This window comes from Pseudoduganella sp. jia 12 (genome assembly GCF_055502675.1).
In genome coordinates this window covers 158,601-179,047 of record NZ_JBUXKP010000003.1, presented here as the reverse complement: position 1 = coordinate 179,047, position 20,447 = coordinate 158,601, and the positions used below count along the sequence as shown (strand labels likewise).

17 protein-coding genes and 1 pseudogene are annotated in these 20,447 nt (G+C 63.9%); 11 read left to right on the top strand and 7 right to left on the bottom strand.

What is annotated here, in order from left to right:
• The first annotated feature begins 54 nt into the window (after nucleotides 1-54).
• The 3 genes from ACY65G_RS06825 (at nucleotide 55) to msrA (ending at nucleotide 3,636) form a co-directional block, all read left to right on the top strand.
• Nucleotides 55-1,686, top strand: coding sequence for a sensor domain-containing diguanylate cyclase (locus tag ACY65G_RS06825; RefSeq protein ID WP_464996614.1), 1,632 nt, complete (start codon nucleotides 55-57; stop codon nucleotides 1,684-1,686).
• 237 nt (nucleotides 1,687-1,923) lie between these two features.
• A complete protein-coding gene (locus tag ACY65G_RS06820) occupies nucleotides 1,924-2,790 on the top strand; it encodes a serine hydrolase (protein WP_464996613.1) in 867 nt (288 codons plus the stop codon).
• Nucleotides 2,791-3,132: 342 nt separating this feature from the next.
• A complete protein-coding gene (gene msrA, locus ACY65G_RS06815) occupies nucleotides 3,133-3,636 on the top strand; it encodes a peptide-methionine (S)-S-oxide reductase MsrA (protein WP_464996612.1) in 504 nt (167 codons plus the stop codon).
• Nucleotides 3,637-3,688: 52 nt separating this feature from the next.
• Here the strand turns inward: msrA and ACY65G_RS06810 are convergent.
• From ACY65G_RS06810 to ACY65G_RS06800, 3 genes and pseudogenes are all read right to left on the bottom strand, one after another.
• Nucleotides 3,689-4,468 (bottom strand): annotated as a pseudogene (locus tag ACY65G_RS06810) (PQQ-dependent sugar dehydrogenase).
• Between the two features lie 164 nt (nucleotides 4,469-4,632).
• Nucleotides 4,633-6,888 (bottom strand): putative bifunctional diguanylate cyclase/phosphodiesterase, encoded by a 2,256-nt coding sequence (locus ACY65G_RS06805; RefSeq protein WP_464996611.1) that lies wholly within the window; start codon nucleotides 6,886-6,888, stop codon nucleotides 4,633-4,635.
• A gap of 221 nt (nucleotides 6,889-7,109) precedes the next feature.
• Complete coding sequence (locus ACY65G_RS06800) at nucleotides 7,110-7,400, bottom strand: hypothetical protein (RefSeq protein ID WP_464996610.1); 291 nt, start codon at nucleotides 7,398-7,400, stop codon at nucleotides 7,110-7,112.
• A 322-nt stretch (nucleotides 7,401-7,722) separates the two neighbouring features.
• Between ACY65G_RS06800 and ACY65G_RS06795 the strand changes: the two genes are divergently transcribed.
• Nucleotides 7,723-8,187: a Csu type fimbrial protein gene (locus tag ACY65G_RS06795; RefSeq protein WP_464997052.1), complete on the top strand. Its 465-nt coding sequence runs from the start codon at nucleotides 7,723-7,725 to the stop codon at nucleotides 8,185-8,187.
• Between the two features lie 67 nt (nucleotides 8,188-8,254).
• Nucleotides 8,255-9,262: a Csu type fimbrial protein gene (locus tag ACY65G_RS06790; protein ID WP_464996609.1), complete on the top strand. Its 1,008-nt coding sequence runs from the start codon at nucleotides 8,255-8,257 to the stop codon at nucleotides 9,260-9,262.
• Here the strand turns inward: ACY65G_RS06790 and ACY65G_RS06785 are convergent, their stop codons facing one another.
• Nucleotides 9,263-9,517 (bottom strand): hypothetical protein, encoded by a 255-nt coding sequence (locus ACY65G_RS06785; RefSeq protein ID WP_464996608.1) that lies wholly within the window; start codon nucleotides 9,515-9,517, stop codon nucleotides 9,263-9,265.
• A gap of 311 nt (nucleotides 9,518-9,828) precedes the next feature.
• Between ACY65G_RS06785 and ACY65G_RS06780 the strand changes: the two genes are divergently transcribed.
• Entirely contained in the window at nucleotides 9,829-10,719 is an 891-nt protein-coding gene (locus tag ACY65G_RS06780; protein WP_464996607.1) for a response regulator, read from the top strand.
• A 221-nt stretch (nucleotides 10,720-10,940) separates the two neighbouring features.
• Here the strand turns inward: ACY65G_RS06780 and ACY65G_RS06775 are convergent, their stop codons facing one another.
• A complete protein-coding gene (locus ACY65G_RS06775; RefSeq protein WP_464996606.1) occupies nucleotides 10,941-12,380 on the bottom strand; it encodes a methyl-accepting chemotaxis protein in 1,440 nt (479 codons plus the stop codon).
• A gap of 497 nt (nucleotides 12,381-12,877) precedes the next feature.
• On the opposite strand from ACY65G_RS06775, the gene ACY65G_RS06770 reads away from it, so the two are divergent.
• Nucleotides 12,878-13,519 (top strand): hydrolase, encoded by a 642-nt coding sequence (locus tag ACY65G_RS06770; protein ID WP_464996605.1) that lies wholly within the window; start codon nucleotides 12,878-12,880, stop codon nucleotides 13,517-13,519.
• A 46-nt stretch (nucleotides 13,520-13,565) separates the two neighbouring features.
• Here the strand turns inward: ACY65G_RS06770 and ACY65G_RS06765 are convergent, their stop codons facing one another.
• The gene (locus tag ACY65G_RS06765; RefSeq protein ID WP_464996604.1) at nucleotides 13,566-14,438 is read right to left on the bottom strand and encodes a helix-turn-helix domain-containing protein; all 873 of its coding nucleotides are present in this window, start codon (nucleotides 14,436-14,438) and stop codon (nucleotides 13,566-13,568) included.
• A gap of 420 nt (nucleotides 14,439-14,858) precedes the next feature.
• On the opposite strand from ACY65G_RS06765, the gene ACY65G_RS06760 reads away from it, so the two are divergent.
• Nucleotides 14,859-15,740: a LysR family transcriptional regulator gene (locus ACY65G_RS06760; RefSeq protein WP_464996603.1), complete on the top strand. Its 882-nt coding sequence runs from the start codon at nucleotides 14,859-14,861 to the stop codon at nucleotides 15,738-15,740.
• A gap of 194 nt (nucleotides 15,741-15,934) precedes the next feature.
• Complete coding sequence (locus ACY65G_RS06755; protein WP_464996602.1) at nucleotides 15,935-16,837, top strand: pirin family protein; 903 nt, start codon at nucleotides 15,935-15,937, stop codon at nucleotides 16,835-16,837.
• A 39-nt stretch (nucleotides 16,838-16,876) separates the two neighbouring features.
• Here ACY65G_RS06755 and ACY65G_RS06750 read toward each other — a convergent pair whose 3' ends face one another.
• Nucleotides 16,877-18,649 carry an amidohydrolase gene (locus ACY65G_RS06750; RefSeq protein ID WP_464996601.1) on the bottom strand — a complete coding sequence of 591 codons (1,773 nt, stop codon included), beginning with the start codon at nucleotides 18,647-18,649 and terminating at the stop codon, nucleotides 16,877-16,879.
• Nucleotides 18,650-18,894: 245 nt separating this feature from the next.
• On the opposite strand from ACY65G_RS06750, the gene ACY65G_RS06745 reads away from it, so the two are divergent.
• Together ACY65G_RS06745 and ACY65G_RS06740 are read left to right on the top strand one after the other, a co-directional pair.
• Complete coding sequence (locus ACY65G_RS06745) at nucleotides 18,895-19,197, top strand: ArsR/SmtB family transcription factor (protein WP_464996600.1); 303 nt, start codon at nucleotides 18,895-18,897, stop codon at nucleotides 19,195-19,197.
• Nucleotides 19,198-19,258: 61 nt separating this feature from the next.
• The gene (locus ACY65G_RS06740) at nucleotides 19,259-20,254 is read left to right on the top strand and encodes a zinc-dependent alcohol dehydrogenase family protein (protein WP_464996599.1); all 996 of its coding nucleotides are present in this window, start codon (nucleotides 19,259-19,261) and stop codon (nucleotides 20,252-20,254) included.
• Nucleotides 20,255-20,447 lie beyond the last annotated feature (193 nt).

Genomic DNA, 20,447 nt, shown 5'->3' with positions numbered 1-20,447 from the left:
GGCAATAGCCGCCACAGGCTGCGTGATAGACTGCCCGAATCCACAGGGCACGCCATGCACAGAATCCACCCGTTCGGTACGCTCAAGGCGCGCATGACAGTCGTTGTCTGCGCGCTGGTCTTCCTGTCCGGAATATTGCTTGCCATCTACGCGGTGAACATCGTCGAGCGGGACATGGCCAAGCTGGTCGGCGATCGCGAATACGCGCTGCTGTCCAGCGCGGCAGTGCAGATCGAGCAGGACCTGCAATCGAAGCGTGCGTTGCTGCGGATAACGGCCGAAGGCATGCGCGCCGCGCAGGTGGTCCGTCCGGCGGCGGTGCGCCGGCATCTGCAGCAGTTGCCTTCGCTGGAACAGCAGTTCTACAACACCGTGGCAATCGACGCCAATGGCGTGCTCATGACCGACGTGCCTGGCGGCGCAGCCGCCGGTCAAGCCACCGTCGCCACGCGCGAGTACTTCCAGCGTACGGTGGTCATGCGCAAGGGCCAGCTGTCGCGGCCACTGCGCAGTGCACTGTCGGGCAAGCCCATCGTGCTGCTGACCGAGCCCGTGTTCAATCCGGCGGGTACCCTGCAATTCGTACTGGCCGCCTCCATCGACCTGTCGCAGGCGGAATTCTTCCGTCACCTGGACCGTCTCAAGCCGGGCCGGCATGGCTACCTGTTCGTGGTGACGACCGAGGGGATCGTCCTGCACCATCCGGATCGCCGACGCCTGCTGCGCAATGTCGCCGAGGAAAAGGGCGGCATCGTGCCTTCGACACGGGAGGCGCTGGCAGGAATGAACGGCTGGGTGCTCGCCAAGAACAAGGCGGGCGTCAATTCGCTGATCGGCTACCGGCGGCTGGCCACCACCGAATGGATCGTCGGCATCGTCTACCCCACGGCGGAGGCCTTTGCGCCGCTGGTGGCGATGCGCCAGCGCGCGCTGCAGCGAACCGGCATTGCCGCGGCCGTCGCTGGCTTGCTGGGGCTGCTTGCCATCATGATCCTGCTGCGTCCCCTGGAAACCTTGCGCCGCCAGGTGGCGAGCATTCGCCGGGGCGATGCCGGCATCGACATCATCGACCTGGCCCGCCGGGACGAGGTTGGCGCGCTGAGCCGGGCCATCCATGCGCTCACCGAGGAGCGGGCGAAAGCGGAGGCCGAGTCGGCACGGCTGGCCAGCACCGATTCGCTGACCGGGCTATGCAACCGGCGCATGATGGAATGCGAGCTGGACAGGGTCTTGAAGCGCCAGGGCCGCACCCATGCCGGCATCGGCGTGGCGTTTCTCGACATCGATCATTTCAAGCACATCAACGACAGCCATGGCCATGCCACCGGCGATGCCGTACTGGTCGAATTCGCCACGCGGCTCAAACTGGCTGTGCGCGGGACCGACCTCGTGGCACGTTATGCGGGCGACGAATTCGTCGTGGTGTTCGAAGGTCTGTATGCCGCCGATGAACTGCCGGCCCTGGGGGCGAAGATCGTCGAGGCCATGCGCCTGCCGTTCGACGTCATCGCCGGGGGGCTGCTGGTCACCACGAGCGTTGGCCTGGCCTTCGGTGGTGCCGACAGCACCAGGGAAAGCCTGCTGAAATGCGCGGACGAAGCCCTGTATGTCGCCAAGGCTGCGGGCAGGGACGGCTTTTCCGTCGATGGCGTCGTTGCCAAGGTATGCGGCGCCGATCTGGCCTGATGACCATCGCGCACCGGTTCCATCAAGACGACGACTTTGTCGAAGTACCGAAGCGCTACGTGAAGGAGCGCTTTCCCCCTGCACGCCCACGAGCCATCACATCCCAAACGAGACCGTTTGCATTTATATTTTTCTTACTAGCAACGATAACTGCTGTTCGAGGTCTGGTGGTATCATTGAATACATTTCTACAAATGTATTTTGCGCCGGCCGCCGTGCCGGCCCGTTTCCCGCTCGATGATCAAGAAGCTCGCAATCGCCTTCCTGCTGACACTTCCCGTCGCGGCTGGCGCCGTACCACTGGGATCGCAATCGGTGCTGGTCGTCGAAAACCGCACCGGCAAGATACTGATCGAAAAAAATGCCGACAAGGTGATGCCGATCGCTTCGCTGACCAAGCTGATGACGGCGATGGTCGTGCTCGATGCCAGGCTCGACATGCGCGAGCAAATCGAGATCGACAGCGACGATGTCGACAGGCTGAAGTACAGCAGGTCGCGCGTGCCGGTGGGCGCCACGCTGTCGCGCGGCGATGTGCTGCACCTGGCGCTGATGTCATCCGATAACCGCGCGGCGGCGGCACTGGCGCGCACGTTTCCCGGTGGGTTGGCGGGATTCCGGGCAGCCGTCGACGCCAAGCTGCGTGCGCTGGGCATGGCCCATACCCGCATCGAGGAGCCGACCGGCCTGTCGCCGGCCAACACGTCCACGGCGGAAGACCTGGTCAGGATGGCTGCGGCGGCATCCCGTTATGCCACGATCAGGCGGTTGACGACCGACCGGCGCGACATCATGCGAATCAAGGGCCGCCGGGTCGAGTACCACAACACGAACCGCCTCGTCGGCGCGAAGAACTGGAACATCCGCCTGTCGAAGACGGGTTTCACGAACGAGGCGGGCCGCTGCCTGATCATGCGCGTGAGGACTGCCGGGAAGAGCGCGACGATGGTGCTGCTCAATGCCCGCAGCTCGGCCGGCAGGATCGCCGACGCGCTCAACATCCGGCGCATGCTGGCCGGCCGGGATGCGCCGAAAAAGGCGTCCGGGAAGGCGGGGCGGCGCAAGAGCGCGGCGCGGGCGAAACGGCAGCGGCGCGGCGGGTAGCAGAGCACCAGCAGCGCCGCGGCGCATCATGCATCACGCCTCATGCCTCACGCCTCATGCCTCATGCCTCATGCCTCATGCCTCGTACACCACGGATGCCATCGGCGGCAGGCCGTCACGCATCGCGGCGCGCTCAGGCACTTGCGCCATGCCGCCGCCCGCGCTGCCGATGGCAATCATTCGATGCATCGGGGCGAGCGGCGCACCGTTCCGTATCGCGCATTCCACACGCAGCCGGCATTGTGATGTGTCGCATCATCCCCAGATACGTCGCCACGACCGACGTACACGGCACCGCGCACCCAAGTGCCGGCCGTGCCCCTCACCATCCGGGAAATGCACATGACACAGCAAACCGAAACCGCCATCCTCGCCGGCGGCTGCTTCTGGGGAATGGAAGAACTGATCCGCCGCCAGCCGGGCGTGCTCTCCACACGCGTTGGCTACACGGGAGGCGACGTGCCGAACGCCACCTATCGCAACCACGGCACCCATGCCGAAGGCATCGAGATCGTCTTCGATCCGGCCGTCACCAGCTTCCGGCGCATGCTCGAGTTTTTCTTCCAGATCCACGATCCGACCACGCGCAACCGCCAGGGCAACGACATCGGCATGAGCTACCGCTCCGCGATCTTCTACCGCGACGCTGCACAGAAGCAGGTGGCGGAACAAACGGTGGCGGACGTCGATGCTTCCGGCCTGTGGCCCGGCAAGGTCGTGACCGAGATCGCGCCGGCCGGGCCTTTCTGGGAAGCCGAGCCCGAGCACCAGGATTACCTGCAGGTGCATCCGAACGGCTACACGTGCCACTGGATCCGGCCGGACTGGCAACTGCCGGAACGTTAGATGGAGACGGGGGGCGGCGCCTGCCGCCCGGCCCTGCCATTTTCGCGCTGGCCTACTTCTTCGGTGTCAGCTTCAGCAGCCGGCCGCGCGAACCGTCCTCCAGCAGCCATAGCGCGCCATCCGGCCCGGTGCGCACGGCGCGGATGCGTTCGCCCATGTCCCAATGGTTTGCCTTGGTCGCGTTTTCGCCGTCGAGGGCGATGCGGTCCAGCGACTGGCCGGAGGGACCGGTGATGAAGAGGGAATTTTTCCACTTCGGGAACAGCTCCGCATCGTAGTAGGCCAGGCCGCCCGGTGAAATGGCCGGATTCCAGGCCACTTTCGGGGCCTTGAAGCCGTCGCCGGACGCGTGGTCTGGGATGTCCCGCCCGTCATAGCGGCTGCCATTCTATGCTCTGGGCCAGCCATAGTTAAAGCCTGACTTGATCAGGTTGATCTCGTCGCCATGCTTCGGCCCCATCTCCATTTCCCACAGGCGCCCCTGCCGGTCGAAGGCGATGCCCAGCAGGTTGCGGTGGCCATACGACCAGACGCCTGCATGGAAGCCCTTGGCCGCGAGCGGATTGCCGGCGGCCGGCGTGCCGTCGAGGTTCAGGCGCAGCACCTTGCCGAGCGTCGACTTGAATTCCTGCGCCGGATCGAGAAGCTGGCGGTCGCCACTGGTGAAGAAGAGAGACTTGCCATCCGGCGAGAAGGCGATACGGCCCGAATAATGCCCGCCGGTCGAAGCGTGCCCCGCCGCGGGCTTGACCTCGAAAGGCAGGCCGCTGGTCGCGACCGGCTCGCTGCGCCTCTGGCGGAGTGGGCGGCGGCCGGCAGTGACATGCGACATCGCCTGCGACCCGTGTTGATCCGGCACCCGGAACGTCAGCATGTAATTGTTCCCGTAAAGTTCCCGTAAACCGGCGCTGCTGCGGCTGCTGGTGACAACTTGGGCTGCCGCTCGCAAACGCTGACGCGTCCACGGGGTCATGACCACATCAAGGGCAGAGCTTGCTAAGCCAGCTGGCTTTCGACGCGACGCCCGTCGAGACCGGCGGATAACCGCTCGAGAACCGGTTCAAGAGCCATTGGCCTGTGGTACAGGAAGCCCTGCATATAGGCGTTTTCGGCCTTCGACAGGTAGCGCGCCTGCGCCGCGGTTTCGACACCTTCGGCCACCACGCGCAAACCGAGGTGGCCCGCCATGGCCAGGATCGACTGCACGATCGCTGTGCTGTTACGGTCCTGCGGCGTATCGCGCAGGAGGCTCTTGTCGATCTTCAGTTCATACAGCGGCATCCTCTTCAGGTAAGCCAGGTTCGAATAGCCTGTGCCGAAATCGTCGACGGAAAAGCGGATGCCCAGTAGGGCGAGCTCGTGCATGCGCGCGATCGTCTTGTCGATGTCTTCGATCAGCAGGCCTTCGGTTACTTCGAAGATGAGCTGCCGCGGCGGCACGCCTGTCTCGGCTAGGATTTCTTGCACGTGCTGGACGAAGTCCGGCTGGCGGAACTGCAGCGGGCTGACATTGACCGATAGCGGCAGTGGATGGCCGGCCCTGTCCAGCACCAGCCAGACTTCGCACGCCTGGCGCAACGCCCAATGGCCGAGTGGAACGATCAGGCCGCTCGATTCGGCGACCGGAATGAAGATGTCCGGCCGCACCATCACGCCGTCGGCGCGGCGCCAGCGCATGAGAAGCTCCGCGCCGACCGGTGTTTCGTGGCGGTCGACCTGCAATTGCAGGTGCATCGCCAGCTCGCCGGTTTGCAGCGCCGTCGCCAGGTCGCGCTCCATCGCCAGTTTTTGCTGGGCGACCTCCAGCATGGCCCCTTCGAACAGCATCACGCCATTGCGCCCGTGGGCTTTGGCATGGTACATGGCGGTGTCGGCCTCGCGCAGCAGATCGTGCGGGGTGGACCGTCCAGGCACCGCCAGTGCTACGCCAATGCTGGCGGCGATACGGTAAGGCTGTCCCTCGAGTTCGAATGGAACGGCCAGGGCGGCAAGGACGTTCTCCGCAATGTCCAGCGCACGGCGCGTGGCGGCCTCAGGCTCGGACGCCAGGGCGTCTACCAGGATCACGAATTCGTCGCCACCGATCCGGGCAACCATATCGTGCGGGCAGACCGCCTGGCCGAGGTGGGCTGCCGCACGCGCGAGCAGGGCGTCGCCCGTGGCATGGCCCCGGGCATCGTTGACGTCCTTGAAGTTGTCGATATCCAGGTAGAGCAGGGCGCTGAGCGATCGCTTTGGCTGGCCCGGTGCCACCGCAGCGCCGAGCCGCTCCATCAGCAGGCGCCGGTTGGGCAGGCCGGTCAGCACATCGTAGAACGCAAGCCGGTGAATGGCCTGCTGCGCCGTGCGGCGTTCCGTGATGTCGCGGCCGACCACCAGCCAGTGACTGGCGGATTTTCCGTCGCGCGCAAACGGCATGACCTCGATCTCGACCCAGAACGCCTCGCCTGTCCGCGTCTGGCTCATCATTTCTTCCTTGCAGGCTGTGTTGGCGGTCATCGCCTCGAAGATGCGTGCGACGACCGCCTCGTCGGTACCTGCAGCATGCAGGATCCGCAGGCCCTGGCCAAGAACCGAATCACGTGCATGGCCGGTACGCAGCAGGAACGCATCGTTGGCGAAGATGATGGGCTGGAGCGATGCTTGGCTTTCCGCCGCTTTGACGATGAGCACCATGTCGTTCAGCCGGGCGACTGCGGCGGACGTAAGCTCGAGCTCTTCGAACGAACTCGACAATCCCTTCAGCAACGTGCCGCAGGTGAGGGAGAGCATCACGCCGACCGTGCTGTAATTGATCGCGGCCACCACCGATGACTTCAGCGGCGCATGAACCATGCCGGGCACATTGAATTCGATATGGCCGGTGGCACCAGCGACGATGAGGGCAGCGACGCCAAGGCTGGTAGCGACGATGGCGGAACGCTGGTTCAGCAGGATCACGGCGATGAGGGGCGGGCCGAGCAGGTAGCTCAACGTCGCGGAACCGACGGACAGCATCAGGACCACGGCCAGCACATAGACCACCGCCAGGAAGTGCATCACCCGCGTGGTATAGGAGAGCCGTTTCAGGCGCCAGATCATGAACATCCAGGCGAGTGCGAACGCATCGGCGAGCGCTACTTGCCACATCCCTTGTTGCAGCATGAACGGGACAATGGCAATGGTCGAGACGACGCCGACCACCAGCACGACCAGCAGCAAGGAAGAAAAGACGCGCTCTCGCCAGCCTGCGATGTTGTGAACACTGCTCATGTGAGATGTGGGCGCCCCGAACTTCCCGCCCGCGGTGGTTTGTGAGGTTTGGTATGTTAAATTGCCCAATGGTAACTGTCACGAAATATCGGTCCGAATGTGTTTCGTACGTTGTATCTCATGCCTTCCATTGCAAACGCCGCGGACTGCATCGTGACCGCCACAGGAAGGCTCGGACATCCGTACATGCTGGCCATCCAGACATCGAGTATCGCTCCCGGCTATTTGTTCCGGCGCGTACCGCCCCGCGAACTCGGGAATCCATTGTCCGGCTGGAGGCCAACGGAGCTGAGCCCGGTGACGAGCCACAGGAGGTCGATGTCCGGATCATCCTTGTGCAACTGGAAAAAATGCTCGCTCCATTCCTCATCGATCTCCGTGTTCCAGCTGGCGTAGCTGGTTACCGGATATTCGGCCGTGAAGCATAGAAGCACTTCCGTCCCGGCGCTTGCGGCCGCCAGCGACGGGTTCCAGTGCCTCAGGAACTTGATGACCAGCTCACTTTTCTTCACACGGCATTCCTTTGATGCGATCTGTCTGCAGCAGCCTGCCGGTCACTATATGTTTCATGATGCAAAATCATTACGGGCTGCAAGGTACAAGGGATAGTGTAGCGCGGAAATCTCACAGGTATCACTTTTTTCGATTTTCCGACCGGAAAGTAAAGCGGTTTCGCCGTTTGCCAACTTGCATGCGTGACGGATATTGCATAATTGCGTCAAGTATTGAGCCAAAGCAACATCGCGCAGGCTCTGGAAATTGATCTTCTAGGAGAAAAACATGAACATCGCCGCTCACGCACGCCGCTTCGCCGCAACCACCCTCGTGCTCGCCATGACGGCCGGAGCCAATGCCGCTGTCTACAATAACGGCAGCAAGACCGCGACGTTCGATGTCACCATGGGACTTGTCGCGGACTGCACGATTTCTGCTGCGGCACTGAACTTCGGTGCAGCCCGCGGAGTGCTGGCGACCGCCGTTACGGCCACGTCGGACATCAAGGTCACCTGCACGAACACCACGCCCTTCAATCTTGGCTTGAACGAAGGCACGGGCACGGGGTCATCCGGTACCACGCGCTACCTGAGCGGCACGGGCGCCAATACGGGCACGGTCAAGTTCAACCTGTACCAGGCGGCGGGTGGTGCGGTCTGGGGCAACACGCAGGGTACCGATACCCTTGGCGGCACCGGCAATGGTACCCAGCAGACACTGACGGTCCACGGTGAAATCCCGGCGCAGGCCTCGCCGGCGCCGGACACCTATAAATCCACGATCACCGCGACCGTCTACTTCTGATGCCGATCCGTTTCGCCACCGCCACCCGCGTGTTCGCGCAAGGCGCGTGGGAACACGAAGAAAAACAATGATGGACTTGCTACGAAAAGTGCTTGCGCTAGTTGCCCTGATACTGGCTTGCAGCGGCGCGCGTGCCGACAACTGCACGGCAGCGATGTCCGATGTGGTCTTTGGCCAGGTAAGTCCTGTAGCGAACAGCGATTACTTCGCCAATGGCACGCTGACCGTGACATGCAGCTGGACCTTGCTGGGCAACCTGGGCGTGCTGTTGCTGCCGAATGTAAATATCTGCGTCAATGCCGGAGCCGGCAGCGGCGGAACGTCGATCACCGCGCGTGCGATGGCGAATGGCCCGGCCAGGATGGCCTACAACCTTCATCGCGACAGCAGCTATTCCACGGCTTCCATCTGGGGTTCTGCCGCCGTAACGGGCACGCAACCAGTCACCACCCAGATGGGAGGTCTCCTGGCGCTGGGCTCGTTGTCGAAGACATTCAACATCTACGGCAGGATACCGGCGTCCGCCCTGGCTGGTGTGTCGACCAGCGGCGGTGCCGATACGGCCTATGTGGCAGATTTCAACGGGCATGGAACGATCCAGTATGCATTCTACGGCTTGCTGGTACCCCCAGCCGACTGCAAGGCGGGCGCCAGCGCGTCGTTTTCGTTCAAGGTACAGGCGACGGTGACCAACAACTGCTACATCAACGCCGACACGCTGGCGTTTGGCGCGAATAACCGGGTATTGACGAGTGCTGTGCGAACGGTAGGCGCGATCACGGTGCAGTGCACCGCGAATAATCCTTATGCCATCGCGCTCAATGGTGGAACGGTGTCCGGCAATCCTGCCGCGCGCGGCATGCTCAACCCGGCAACAGGCGAGAAGATCGGCTACGAGATTTCAGGCGCGCTCGACGGCCCACTATGGGGCGACGGCACGGGCGGGACTGCCATGGTGACGGGCACCGGGACCGGCGCCACGCAATCCGTGAAAATGTACGGTCGAGTTCCGGCACAGCGCACGCCCGCGCCGGGCAGCTATCGCGATACGGTGACCGCGACGATCTACTTCTGATCAAAAATATATGGTGAGGGGCTCCGCATTGGCTGCGGCGACGATCGCCTTGGCCGCCGGGGCGGCGGCAGGCCGGGTTTGAATCTGGTATGGCGTCTGCTGTGCGCAGTTCACCTGGGCAGCATTGGCCGAGCCCTGGACAGAGCACGCTTCGACGACGGTGAAACTGACTTCCATCGTCGCGCTGGCGCTTTTGCCTGCGGCCGGGCACAACATCGGCACGCAGGCCAACATCAAAATGAACAACTTTTTCATGATCTCACACGCTATCTGGGTGTCAGGGCCGGGTCTGCCACGCGATTTGGGTGACAGTTCATCCAGCTTGTTCCATTACGACGCAGCTCCATTTTCGGCCGCACCGGGAATAGCACGATCATACACTAAGTTTCCACACGTCAATGTGACAATGTGTGATCTTTCGTCCGCTGTGGTTTTTCGCAAACGCTGCAATGATATGGCGCCACGGCCAATTCCGTCCTGCAACGTCGTCGATTCGTGTGAACCGGTGAAAGTGATGGGTGTAAGATCCGGACTGGTCGTTACTTCGGGAGCACTTGGCACCATGCGTGATCGCTGCAAACTGGAACGTGCTGCGAACCCGTGTCGAGGTGCCGTGCAGCAGCCTGACAATGAGTGAGGTAACCATGGCAAATGCTTTCCAGGGTCCGGCACATGTGCTCGTTGTCGACGACTCGTCCTTCGATCAGCTGATGCTGGTCGATCTGTTGAGCGAACATCATCTGTTCGTCACGACCGCCAGGACAGCTGCGCAGGCAATCCAGCTTGCCCAGGCGACGCGCCCCGATCTTCTGCTGCTCGATGTGCATCTGCCCGACATGGACGGCTACGCATGCTGCAGGTTATTGCAGGCGAATCCCTCGACGCATGCGATCCCGATCATTTTTGTCAGCGGTGCCGACAGCACGAAGGAGCGTGTGGCGGGACTCATGGCGGGGGGCGTGGACTATGTGGTCAAGCCTTTCGACCGTGAAGAACTCATGGCAAGGATCGCCGTGCAGTTGCGCAAGGCAGGGAAGTCCGGCTTCGCGGCGCCCCTGGCGGAACATCAGGGGGATGGGGACGGCGTGATCCTCGCTGCCGCCCGGCGCCTGATCTCGGAAAATCTTGCCAGCCTGCCGGAGTTGCCGGAGCTGGCGAAGCGGGTCGGCACGTATCGGGAGCGCCTGACCCAGATCTTCAAGGCCAGGCTTGGGGTCAGCGTCTTTGCTTATGCGCGTGAATTACGCCTGGAACGTGCCACCACGCTGCTACGCGACACGACACTGGAAGTGCGCGACATTGCCGAGCTGGTCGGGTTCCAGAATGCCGGCAGTTTCACGACAACTTTCCGCGAACGCACCGGCAGTACACCTACCGCCTATCGCGAACGTCACCGCCAGCATCAGGAGGCGGCACAAAGCGCACGCCATCAGGGGCACTCCCGACATTTGTCGTGACGGTATCGCAAGGTGTTTAAATAAATGCATGGCGATCCCTGCCAGCCTGTTGGCGCCTTACAGCCTGGTATTGCGGTGCTCGGATACCTGCTGAAGTCCTGGAGCATAGATGTTCTGTGCAACACAGCCATCGTCATCCGGGGTTCAGGAATCAGAGCTTGCGCGAAGCTTCGTCAGGCGTTGGCCATGACGACTGGACCGCAATGTCGACTTGCCCTGCCTCATACCATGCTGGTGGGGCGGCCCGCTTCCAGCTTGAACGCAGCCACCAGCTGGTTCAGGTGCCGCGCCTGCCCGGCTAGCGCTTCTGCCGCGGCGGCGTCTTCCTCGACCAGAGCGGCGTTGTGCTGGGTGTTCTCGCCGAAATCGATGATCGCAGCGTTGATGCGTTCGATGCCGTCGTTCTGGTCCTGGTTGGCCGTGCTGATGTCGGACATGATCGCCGTCACGCGCTGCACGCTTGCCACCACGTCGAGCATCGTGGTGCCAGCCCTGTCGATCATCCGGGTGCCGCTTTCAACCGTGCGCACGGTGTTGGTGATCAGCGCGTTGATCTCCTTGGCCGCGGACGCGGACCGGTGCGCAAGGTTGCGTACTTCGGAGGCGACGACGGCAAAGCCGCGTCCCTGTTCGCCCGCGCGCGCCGCTTCGACGGCGGCGTTCAGCGCCAGGATGTTCGTCTGGAAGGCAATCCCGTCGATGACGCTGATGATGTCCACGATCTGGCGCGACGAGGCATTGATGTCGCCCATGGTGCTGACCACTTCCTTGACGGCTTCGCCGCCCTTGATCGCGACCGCGGATGCCGCGCGTGCAAGCTCGTTGGCATTGCGCGCGCTTTCGGCATTCTGGCGGACCGTCGCGGCCAGGCGCGCCATCGCGGATGCCGTCGTTTCGACACTGCTGGCCTGGTGCTCCGTGCGCCGCGACAGTTCGGCATTGCCTTCGGCGATTTCCCCCGAGGCGCCGGCGATCGTTGCGGCACCGTCGCGCACGCCCGCGATGGTATCGCGCATCGTCACCAGCATCTGCACCAGCGAACGCGCCAGCCGGCTGCGCGGATTGGTAGCGGGAATCGACAGGTCGATCCGGCCTTCGATGTCGGCCAGTGCCGATACGATGCTTTCCAGTTCGCTGGCCTGGAAGGCCGCGCGCCGCAGGATCGTTGCCAGGAAAATCAGGACCGCCGACTCCACCACCACGTATGCGGCATGGATGAACACGGTCGACAGTTCAGGCCGCGTGAAACACATCACGCCGTAATTCAACTCCTGCAGATAATGGAACGACAGGTGGTGTACCGCGATGACCACGGCTGCCAGCACGATCGGGCGCCAGTCGCGGTAGGCCAGCAGGAAAGCCAGGTAGACGAAGATGCCGAAGTGCAGTTCGGTCAGGCCGGCGCCCTGGTGGATATTGAGCGCGGCGAACACCATCACCGCAACCGCGACGGCGCAGCGCGTTGCCAGCGATCCCGGCGCGTACACGTACAGCACGGTAGGAAGGCCGGCCGCCACCAGCCCGATGCCCAGCGCGATGCCGAGGGTATCGTACAGGCCGGCAAGCGCCAGCGAAAACACCTGGAGCGCCCACAGGACGCACAGCATCATCTTGTCGGCCTGGACGGCGATGGCCTGCAATGGATCGGTTCTGGTGATCATTTCGGACTCCGGTTGCATGGAAGCGCCTGTGCCGGTCGTGCGGCAATGGCTGAAACAGTGGACGATGGTCGGCGGAGTCGGGGCCAGGTGATGGTTGCCGCGTCATGGCGGCACATGGGAACGACGTTCCTCATCGGACGGTGGCAAATGCGGATAGGGAATCTGCCGCCGCGCGACTTGCATGCGGGAGCGCCGATTGTAGCGGCAAACAGGGCGGACGGTTTCGTTGTTTGCACGGATAGTTGCTAGCGGGCTACACCGGCTTCCGGATAGGGATGCCATAAACGCCATGACGGTGAGGTATACCGGGCCGGTGATCCGGAACGCCGGATACCTGCCGGGGAGGCACGTGATCAATTCAGACTGTCCGCCGCAAGACGGGTCAGTGCCACGCGGGCCTTGCCATGGCACCATCTTTTCGTCACGGACAGGCGGCACCGCCCGTCCCGGGCTTCCCGCAACGGCGCAAGCGCGCCACATCCTCCAAGGAGCTTTACATGGCAAAGACCGGTCTTCCCGCACTGCTTCGTCCCGAAGACAGCATCGTCGTGCTCATCGATCACCAGCCCTACCAGTTCGCGAACCTGCACAGCCACGAGCCGACGATGATCGTCAATAACGTCGTCGGCCTGGCCAAGGCCACGAAGGTCTTTGGCGTGCCGACCATCCTGACCACGGTGATCGAGGAGCGGGGCGGCAACCTGATCAAGGGACTCCAGGACGTGTTTCCCGACCAGAGGCCGATCAACCGTACCTTCATCAATACCTGGCAAGACGCCAATGTCACCGATGTCGTGAAAAGAAGCGGCCGCAAGCAGCTCATCCTGGCGGCGCTGTGGACCGAGATCTGCCTTGCCATGCCGGCGATCCAGGCGCTGGGCGAAGGCTACGACGTGTTCATCGTGACCGATGCGTCGGGCGGCGTGTCGGCCGAGGCGCACGACATGGCCGTGCGCCGGCTGGTGCAGGCCGGCGCCGTGCCGATCACCTGGATGGCGGTCATCTCGGAATGGCAGCGCGACTGGGCACGCGAGGAGACCGCCGCCGAGCTCTCGAGCGTCGTGCTGGAGCATGGCGGCGCGAGCGGTGTCGCGTTTGCCTGGGAACTGCAACTGCTGCAGACGGCGGCCCGCGCCTGAGCGCCGGGCAGGGCGTGCAGGGCGCTCGGGCCTGGCTTGCACTGGCCTAGCTGAGACGGTCCCTGCGCCAGGCTGACGGTGTCGCGCCCGTCAGCTTGCGAAAGGTGCGGCCGAAGTGCACGGCGTCCGCGAAACCGGTGGCTTCGGCCACATCCTCCAGCGACCCGCGGGTCTCGAGCAGCAGCGCCTTGGCGCGGGCGATGCGCGCCTGCAGCTGCCACTGGTAGGGCGCCAGGCCGGTGGAGGCCTTGAAAGCCCGGTGGTAATGGGATTGGGAGAGGCCGGCAAGGTTGGCCAGCGTGGCCAGGTCCACCCTGGAAGGCAGGTTGATCTCCAGGAAGCCCAGCGCATCGCTCAACTGGATTGGCGACAGTTTGGCCGGGCCCCTGGCGGGCGTCTGGTTGCCCCGAAACAGCCGGATGCCGATCGAGGTCACCAGGGCGTCGCCGTACAGCTGCGCGGACGGATCCGGATCGCGCACCGCGTCGGCCAGCAGGTTGAGGAGCACGCAGATGCCGTCGTCGGTGAAGCGATGGCGCGGCGTGTCCGCCAGGCCATGCCGTCCCTCGATCGCGCAACGTTCGCCGAGCGCGCCGATATCGAAGCACAGGTTGATGTCGCGGACGTAGCGAATGTCGTCGCTGTATCCCCACAGCTCGGTCCCTGCGGGTGTGAAATGCATCTGGCGCGGTTTGTAGCCGATCGGGCAGGGTATATTGCGGCGCAGCCGCGGTTCGCTGCGGCCTTCGCCGACTTCATCCAGGAGCATGCCCAGCCGCGACCGGTCGTCGTGTTCCAGCTGGTGCAGCACCCTTCCGGTGCCGAAGAACTCGGTGATCACGACAGCGACACCATTCCAGGTGCGGCCGACGCTCGCCACGTCGAACAGGTTTTCGGGAAGGGTGTCCCGGTTTGCCATGTGAGGGACTGGAGGAAGGGGTTCGCCGAGCGCAGGTGCCTTGCCGGGAGAAGCGCAACGCGCGCCGGAGCAGGGGGCAAGGCCATGCGCGCGATGGCCGGGTTCGCGCAGGAGGGAGTCGGGGCCGTCATAACGGGTCATTGTCGGCATCCTTCATGGATGGGGGGCGGGAGTTTGTACTGGCGTTTGTACCAGCGTTTGTACCAGCCTTGCCAAAGCTGGCGTTGCCGGAAACATAATTTTCGTGTTCCTGTTCCCGGACCGGTAGAGCCATGTGCCGGCATGCTGTGTCGCGCGATCTGCAACACCGCCATACCGGGGCATGAGGCTTGCCGCCGTCTTGCGGCATGATGCCGCTATTGCAGTACTCCACCAGTTACTTATTGCCAAAGCGGGGTTGAAGAATTGGACATCGAAGAATTGCAGACATTCGTGGAGGTCGCCGATGCGGGCGGCATCTCGCCCGCCGCGCTACGGCTCGGCGTTTCCAAGTCGATCGTGAGCCGGCGGCTGGGCCGCCTGGAAAGCCAGTTGGGCGTGCAACTGCTGTCCCGCACCACCCGGGGCGCGGCGCTCACGGAAGCGGGCGCCATGTTCCGCGACTACGCGGCCAAGGCCTGTGCCGAGATCGACCTGGCCAGGGAAATGCTTTCGCCAACGGGGGAACTCCAGGGGCGCCTGCGCATTGCGGCGCCGCTGACCTTCGGACCCACCCATTTCGCGCCCGTCCTGGCGGAGATGGCGCGGCGCCATCCGCAGTTGCACATCCATACCTGCTACAGCGACCAGGTGGTCGATCTCATCAAGGACGGCTACGATTGCGCGATCCGTGTCGGCTGGCTGCCGGATTCCAATATGGTGGCGCGCAAGGTCGGGCCGATCTACGGGGCGACCGTGGCCAGCCCCGGCTATATCGACGCCCGCGGGGCGCCGGAAACACCGGCCGAATTGCTCGGGCACGAAGCGCTCATGCAGGGCACCGAGTCGTGGAACTTCATGGATGGCGACGACATCGTCACGATTCGTCCCCAGGGCCGTTTCAAGGCGGACAACGGCGTGGCGCTGGCCGCTGCGGCGGCCGCCGGGCTGGGCATCGCCTACCTCCCCAACCCCCTTACCCATCAATACGTGAGCACCGGCGCACTCGTCCCCGTCATGACACGGTATCCCCCGCCGCCCGCGGGCGCCTACGTGCTCCGGCCACCGGGCCAGCATCCGGCCAGGAAGATACGGATCCTGGCCGAATTGCTGATCGAGTATTTCGAACAGCTGCCGCCGGCGACCGGTGGCGCGCTCGGCTGACCGGTTTTTGGGGCGTGGGACGTGGGACGTGAGGCGGGGCGCGGGCGGTGTTGCGCTTTGCGCGACACGGCTGCGCTGCGGCTGCGGCTACCCCGGAGGAGGTACGCCAGCTATATTTTTGCCCAACGCGCAGCACCCCGCAGCCGCGGATGGTCCACGGCAGCGGCGGCGCGCCACACTTCCAAAGGAACCCCATGCACCCGGTCAGTGAACTGCCAACACCTTCGACCACCAACCGGCGCAGCGTGACGCACCGGACCCGCGGCATCACGCACGGCCCCATTACCCGCTTGATGAGCCCATCCGATCTCGGCCACGTGCTCAAGCCCTTTGTCTTTCTCGACCTGTTCGACCTGGACCTGCACGACCCACGCGGCGGCCTGACGATCCACCCCCACTCGGGACTGGCGACGATCACCGTCGTCGTCGAGGGCGACCTGCGTTTCGACGACCCGGCGGACGGTACCGGCCACCTCGGGTTCGGCGGTTTCGAATGGATGTGTGCCGGCAACGGGGTGTGGCACGGCAAGGAACTGTCGGGTGGCACCTCGCCGAGGGCCCGGGGATTCCAGCTGTGGATCGCCCTGCAACCCGAACTCGAGCATTCGCCCGCCGACAGCCAGTACGTGGAGGCACAGCAGGTTCCCACCGCTGGTCCCGCACACGTCATCCTTGGCAGCTACGAGGGGGCGCGCAGCCCGGCCCGCTCGCCCGATGGGGTCACCTACCTGCTGGTGCGGCTGGCGGCGGGAACGACCTGGACATTCACGCCGCCTGAAACCCAGCCGGTGGCCTGGCTCGCCGTCGCCAGCGGCATCCTGGCAGGGGAAACACGGGCAAGCGCGGGAGAGATGCTCGTGTTCGAGCAATCGGCGCAGCCGATCGTGCTGCAGGCAGGCCATGCCGGCGATACGCTGTTGGTCATCGGCTCGGCTGCGCCCCATCGGCACGATCTGCATCTCGGTAACTATTCGGTGCACACGTCGGCCGAATCCCTGGCCGTGGGGGAGGGCAACATCGAACGCCTCCGCCTGCTGTTACTGGAGGCGGGCGATCGCCGCAACGCCGGCGGCAGCATTCCGGTGTTTCGCGGTTAGTTCCTGCCGTTGTCCCTGCCGTCCGGCCAGCCGGCGGCTTCACCGGGCGTGGTGATAGCCGCCGAAGTGCCCGATCGGCGACCAGGCGGGCAGGATCTCGGGCAATACTGGCGATAGCGACCGGTAGTCCTGCGCACCGTACACCACCCGGCCATCCATTACGGTCAGTACCGAGACGATCGATGCGATCTGGGCTTCCGGGACCGAGAAGTAGTCCTTGTCCAGCAGCGCGAAGTCGGCGAGCTGGCCGGGGGCGATCCTGCCCAGCTCGGATTCGGCATGCATGAACCACGCCGCCTTGCGGGTAAACAGTTCGAGCGCTTCGGCGCGCGACAGGCGATTGTCCCTGGCCAGTACCTCGGATCCCGAGACGGACTTGCCCGACACCATCCAGCTGATGCCGACCCACGGATTGAACGATGCCGCCCGGAAGGCGTCGGTGGTCATCGCCAGTGGAATGCCGCTGTCGACCAGCTGGCGCAGGCGCGGTGTCTGCAAAGCTTTTTCGCGGCCGTGGGTCTTGATGAAGCCATCGGCGTGCAGCGCCATCTTGGTGTCGAGCGCGATACCGCCACCCAGCGCCTTGACCCTGGCAATGTTCGCGGGACTGATGGTCTCGGCGTGTTCGAGGCTCCAGCGCAGGCCGTCGAACGGCGTTTTTTCGTTGAGTTTTTCAAGCGCGTCGAGGAACGGCGTGATGTTCTCGTCGTAGGTGATGTGCAGGCGGAAGGGGATGCGCCGCTGGACCAGCCTGGCGACGTCGCGCTCCACCAGCTGGCGCATCTTCGCCGGCTCGATGACGACTGCCGGACGGTCGAAGTTCTCGTGGTCGTGGACCTCCGCCGCCAGCAGTTCACCGGCGCCGCGGTAGACGAAACCATGCGCCAGTGCCGGGTGCAGGTTGTGGCCGGGGCTGATCGGCGCGGTGCTGGTGATCGCCGTGATCTGGGCATCCACCATGTTGACGCTGTCGTCGCCGAACTGGATGTCCACGAACGGCATGCGGATGTTCAGGCGGTTGTCGCGGGCGACGGCGTCGACGGTCGGATTGGCCTTGGGGTAGCCGCGGAAACCGGTGCCCGCGTCGACGATGGAGGTGATACCGACGCGGTTGAGGCTGTGAACGGTCTGGACCAGCGAGCTCACGCCCTCGTCGAAGGAAAGCTGGGGCACCATGCTCTCGATGACGATGAACTGGAACGTGTAGGCATGGATCACACCCGTGTACCTGCCCTGGGCGTCCTTCTCCAGCTCGGTGCCGGGCAGCAGCGGGAACTTGCTGGTGCCCACGCCGAGGGCATCCATCGCCTGCTGGTTCATGAAGGCGCGGTTGTAGGCATACTGCACGATCAGGGGGCGATCCGGGACCGCCGCGCGCAGTTCGTCCAGGGTAGGGAAGCGCTTCTCCTCGAACTGATAGGGCGACCAGCCGCCAACCACCTTGACCCAGTGGCCTTGCGGTGTCCGCCTGGCTTGCTCGCCCAGCATCGCCAGCGCCCGGCGCAAGGTCGGCACGCCGTCCCACCGCAAGGTGTAGTTGTAGCCGCCTTCATTGAGCACGTGGGTGTGCGCGTCGATAATGCCCGGAACGATCCGCCGGCCACGGGAATCGATGACCCGGGTCCCGGCGTTTTTCAGGGCCAGCACCTCGGCGTCCGTGCCGACGGCATAGATGCGGCCGTTCTTGACGGCGAGGGCGGACGCTGCGGATTGTGCCGGGTTGCCGGTGAAAATCGTGGCGTTGTGAACGATCAGGTCCGCGCCTGCGGCTTCTCGCCCGGCCTGTGCATGGGCGCCGGTCAAGCCGTTCATCGCCAGTAATCCCATCAGTATTATTGATTTCACTGCCATTCCCCAAGTGAGTCGTTCGAAAGGACACCACGCATGCGGTGCATGCCGGATGAGGCCATGTTAGTGAGCCGAATCCGCCCGGTCACTGACCGATCCTGCTGGGGACAGCACGATTTGCTCGCGGGGCAGGGCCCATGGCCAGCTCTTCGGGCAGAATTTCGCATCGTTGGTATTGAAATATCGGGAAATGTCGATATAATGGATTCATGGACCTCCTTGACATATTCAAAGCCCTTTCCAACCGCACGCGTCTCGATATCCTGAGGCGGTTGAAGGACCCCGCGAACAGCTTTCCTCCGCAAGACGAGGGGGACGTGAACACGGTGGGCGTTTGTGTCAGCAGCATCCAGGAGGGTGTCGGATTGTCGCAGTCCACGGTTTCCGACTATCTCTCCATCTTGCAGAAGGCCGGCCTGGTGGAAGTCCAGCGTATTGGCCAGTGGACGTACTACAAGCGCAACGAAGAAGCCATCAGTGCTCTTGCCGAACTCATCGGCAAGGACCTGTAGTTTTTTTTATTCACTAATATCGACAATTCCCGATATCCCTTTTTAACGAAATGAGGAACCCATGAAAGCGATCACACTCAACAGCTTTGGCGGTACCGATGCATTCGTCCTGAGCGACGTGCCCAAGCCGGTACCTGGGCCCGGCCAGGTGCTCGTGCGTGTCCACGCGACGTCGATCAATCCGCTGGATTACCAGGTACGGCGCGGCGACTACCCGGACCTGGTGCAACTGCCGGCCATCACCGGGCACGACGTGTCCGGCGTGGTCGAGGAAATCGGGCAAGGCGTCACGGCGTTCGCCCCAGGCGACGAGGTCTGGTACACCCCCCAGATCTTCGATGGTCCGGGAAGCTATGCGGAGTACCACGTGGCCGCCGAAAACATCATCGGGAAGAAGCCTGCTTCGCTGAGCCACCTCGAAGCTGCAAGCCTGACCCTGGTCGGGGGAACGGCCTGGGAAGCGCTGGTCGTGCGTGCGGCGCTCCGGGTCGGGGAAACGGTGCTGGTGCACGGCGGCGCGGGAGGTGTCGGCCACGTGGCCATCCAGGTGGCGAAGGCCATCGGTGCGCGCGTCATCACGACCGTGCGCGAGGCGAATTTCGACTTCGCACGCAGCCTGGGGGCCGATGTCGTGATCGATTACGAGGCCGAAGACTATGTCGCGGCCGTGCTGCGTGAAACCGCGGGGCGAGGCGTCGATGTCGTGTTCGATACGATCGGCGGCGACACCCTGTCGCGCAGTCCCGACGTGCTGGCGCAGCTCGGCCGGCTTGTCTCGATCGTCGATATCGCGCGACCGCAAAACCTCGTTCAGGCGTGGGGCAAGAACGCAAGCTATCACTTCGTCTTTACCCGGCAGAACCGTGGCAAGCTCGATGAGTTGCGTGCGCTGGTCGAACGCGGCCAGCTCAAGCCCCATGTCGGCGCGACGTACACGCTGGCGGAGATTCCCCTTGCCCATGCGCGTCTCGAGAGCCGGGATAACGGGCTGCGCGGGAAAGTCGCGATCGCTGTCGTGCCTGCAGGGGAGCCGGATGCTCGCCAAGCCCGACCATGAACACGGCCCAGTAACGTCATGCATCGATGATGGGCCTGCAAGGGTATCCGCCGCCGGGCCGTTGGCGGCGATCGTGAACGCTTGCTCGCCTGTCGCACAGGTGGCAGGAATGCAGCGACCGCCCTTGCTCTGCCTACCGATCCGGGTCGAAGTGCCGGCAGATCGAGCAGAATCCCTTCCAGCCGCCCATCAG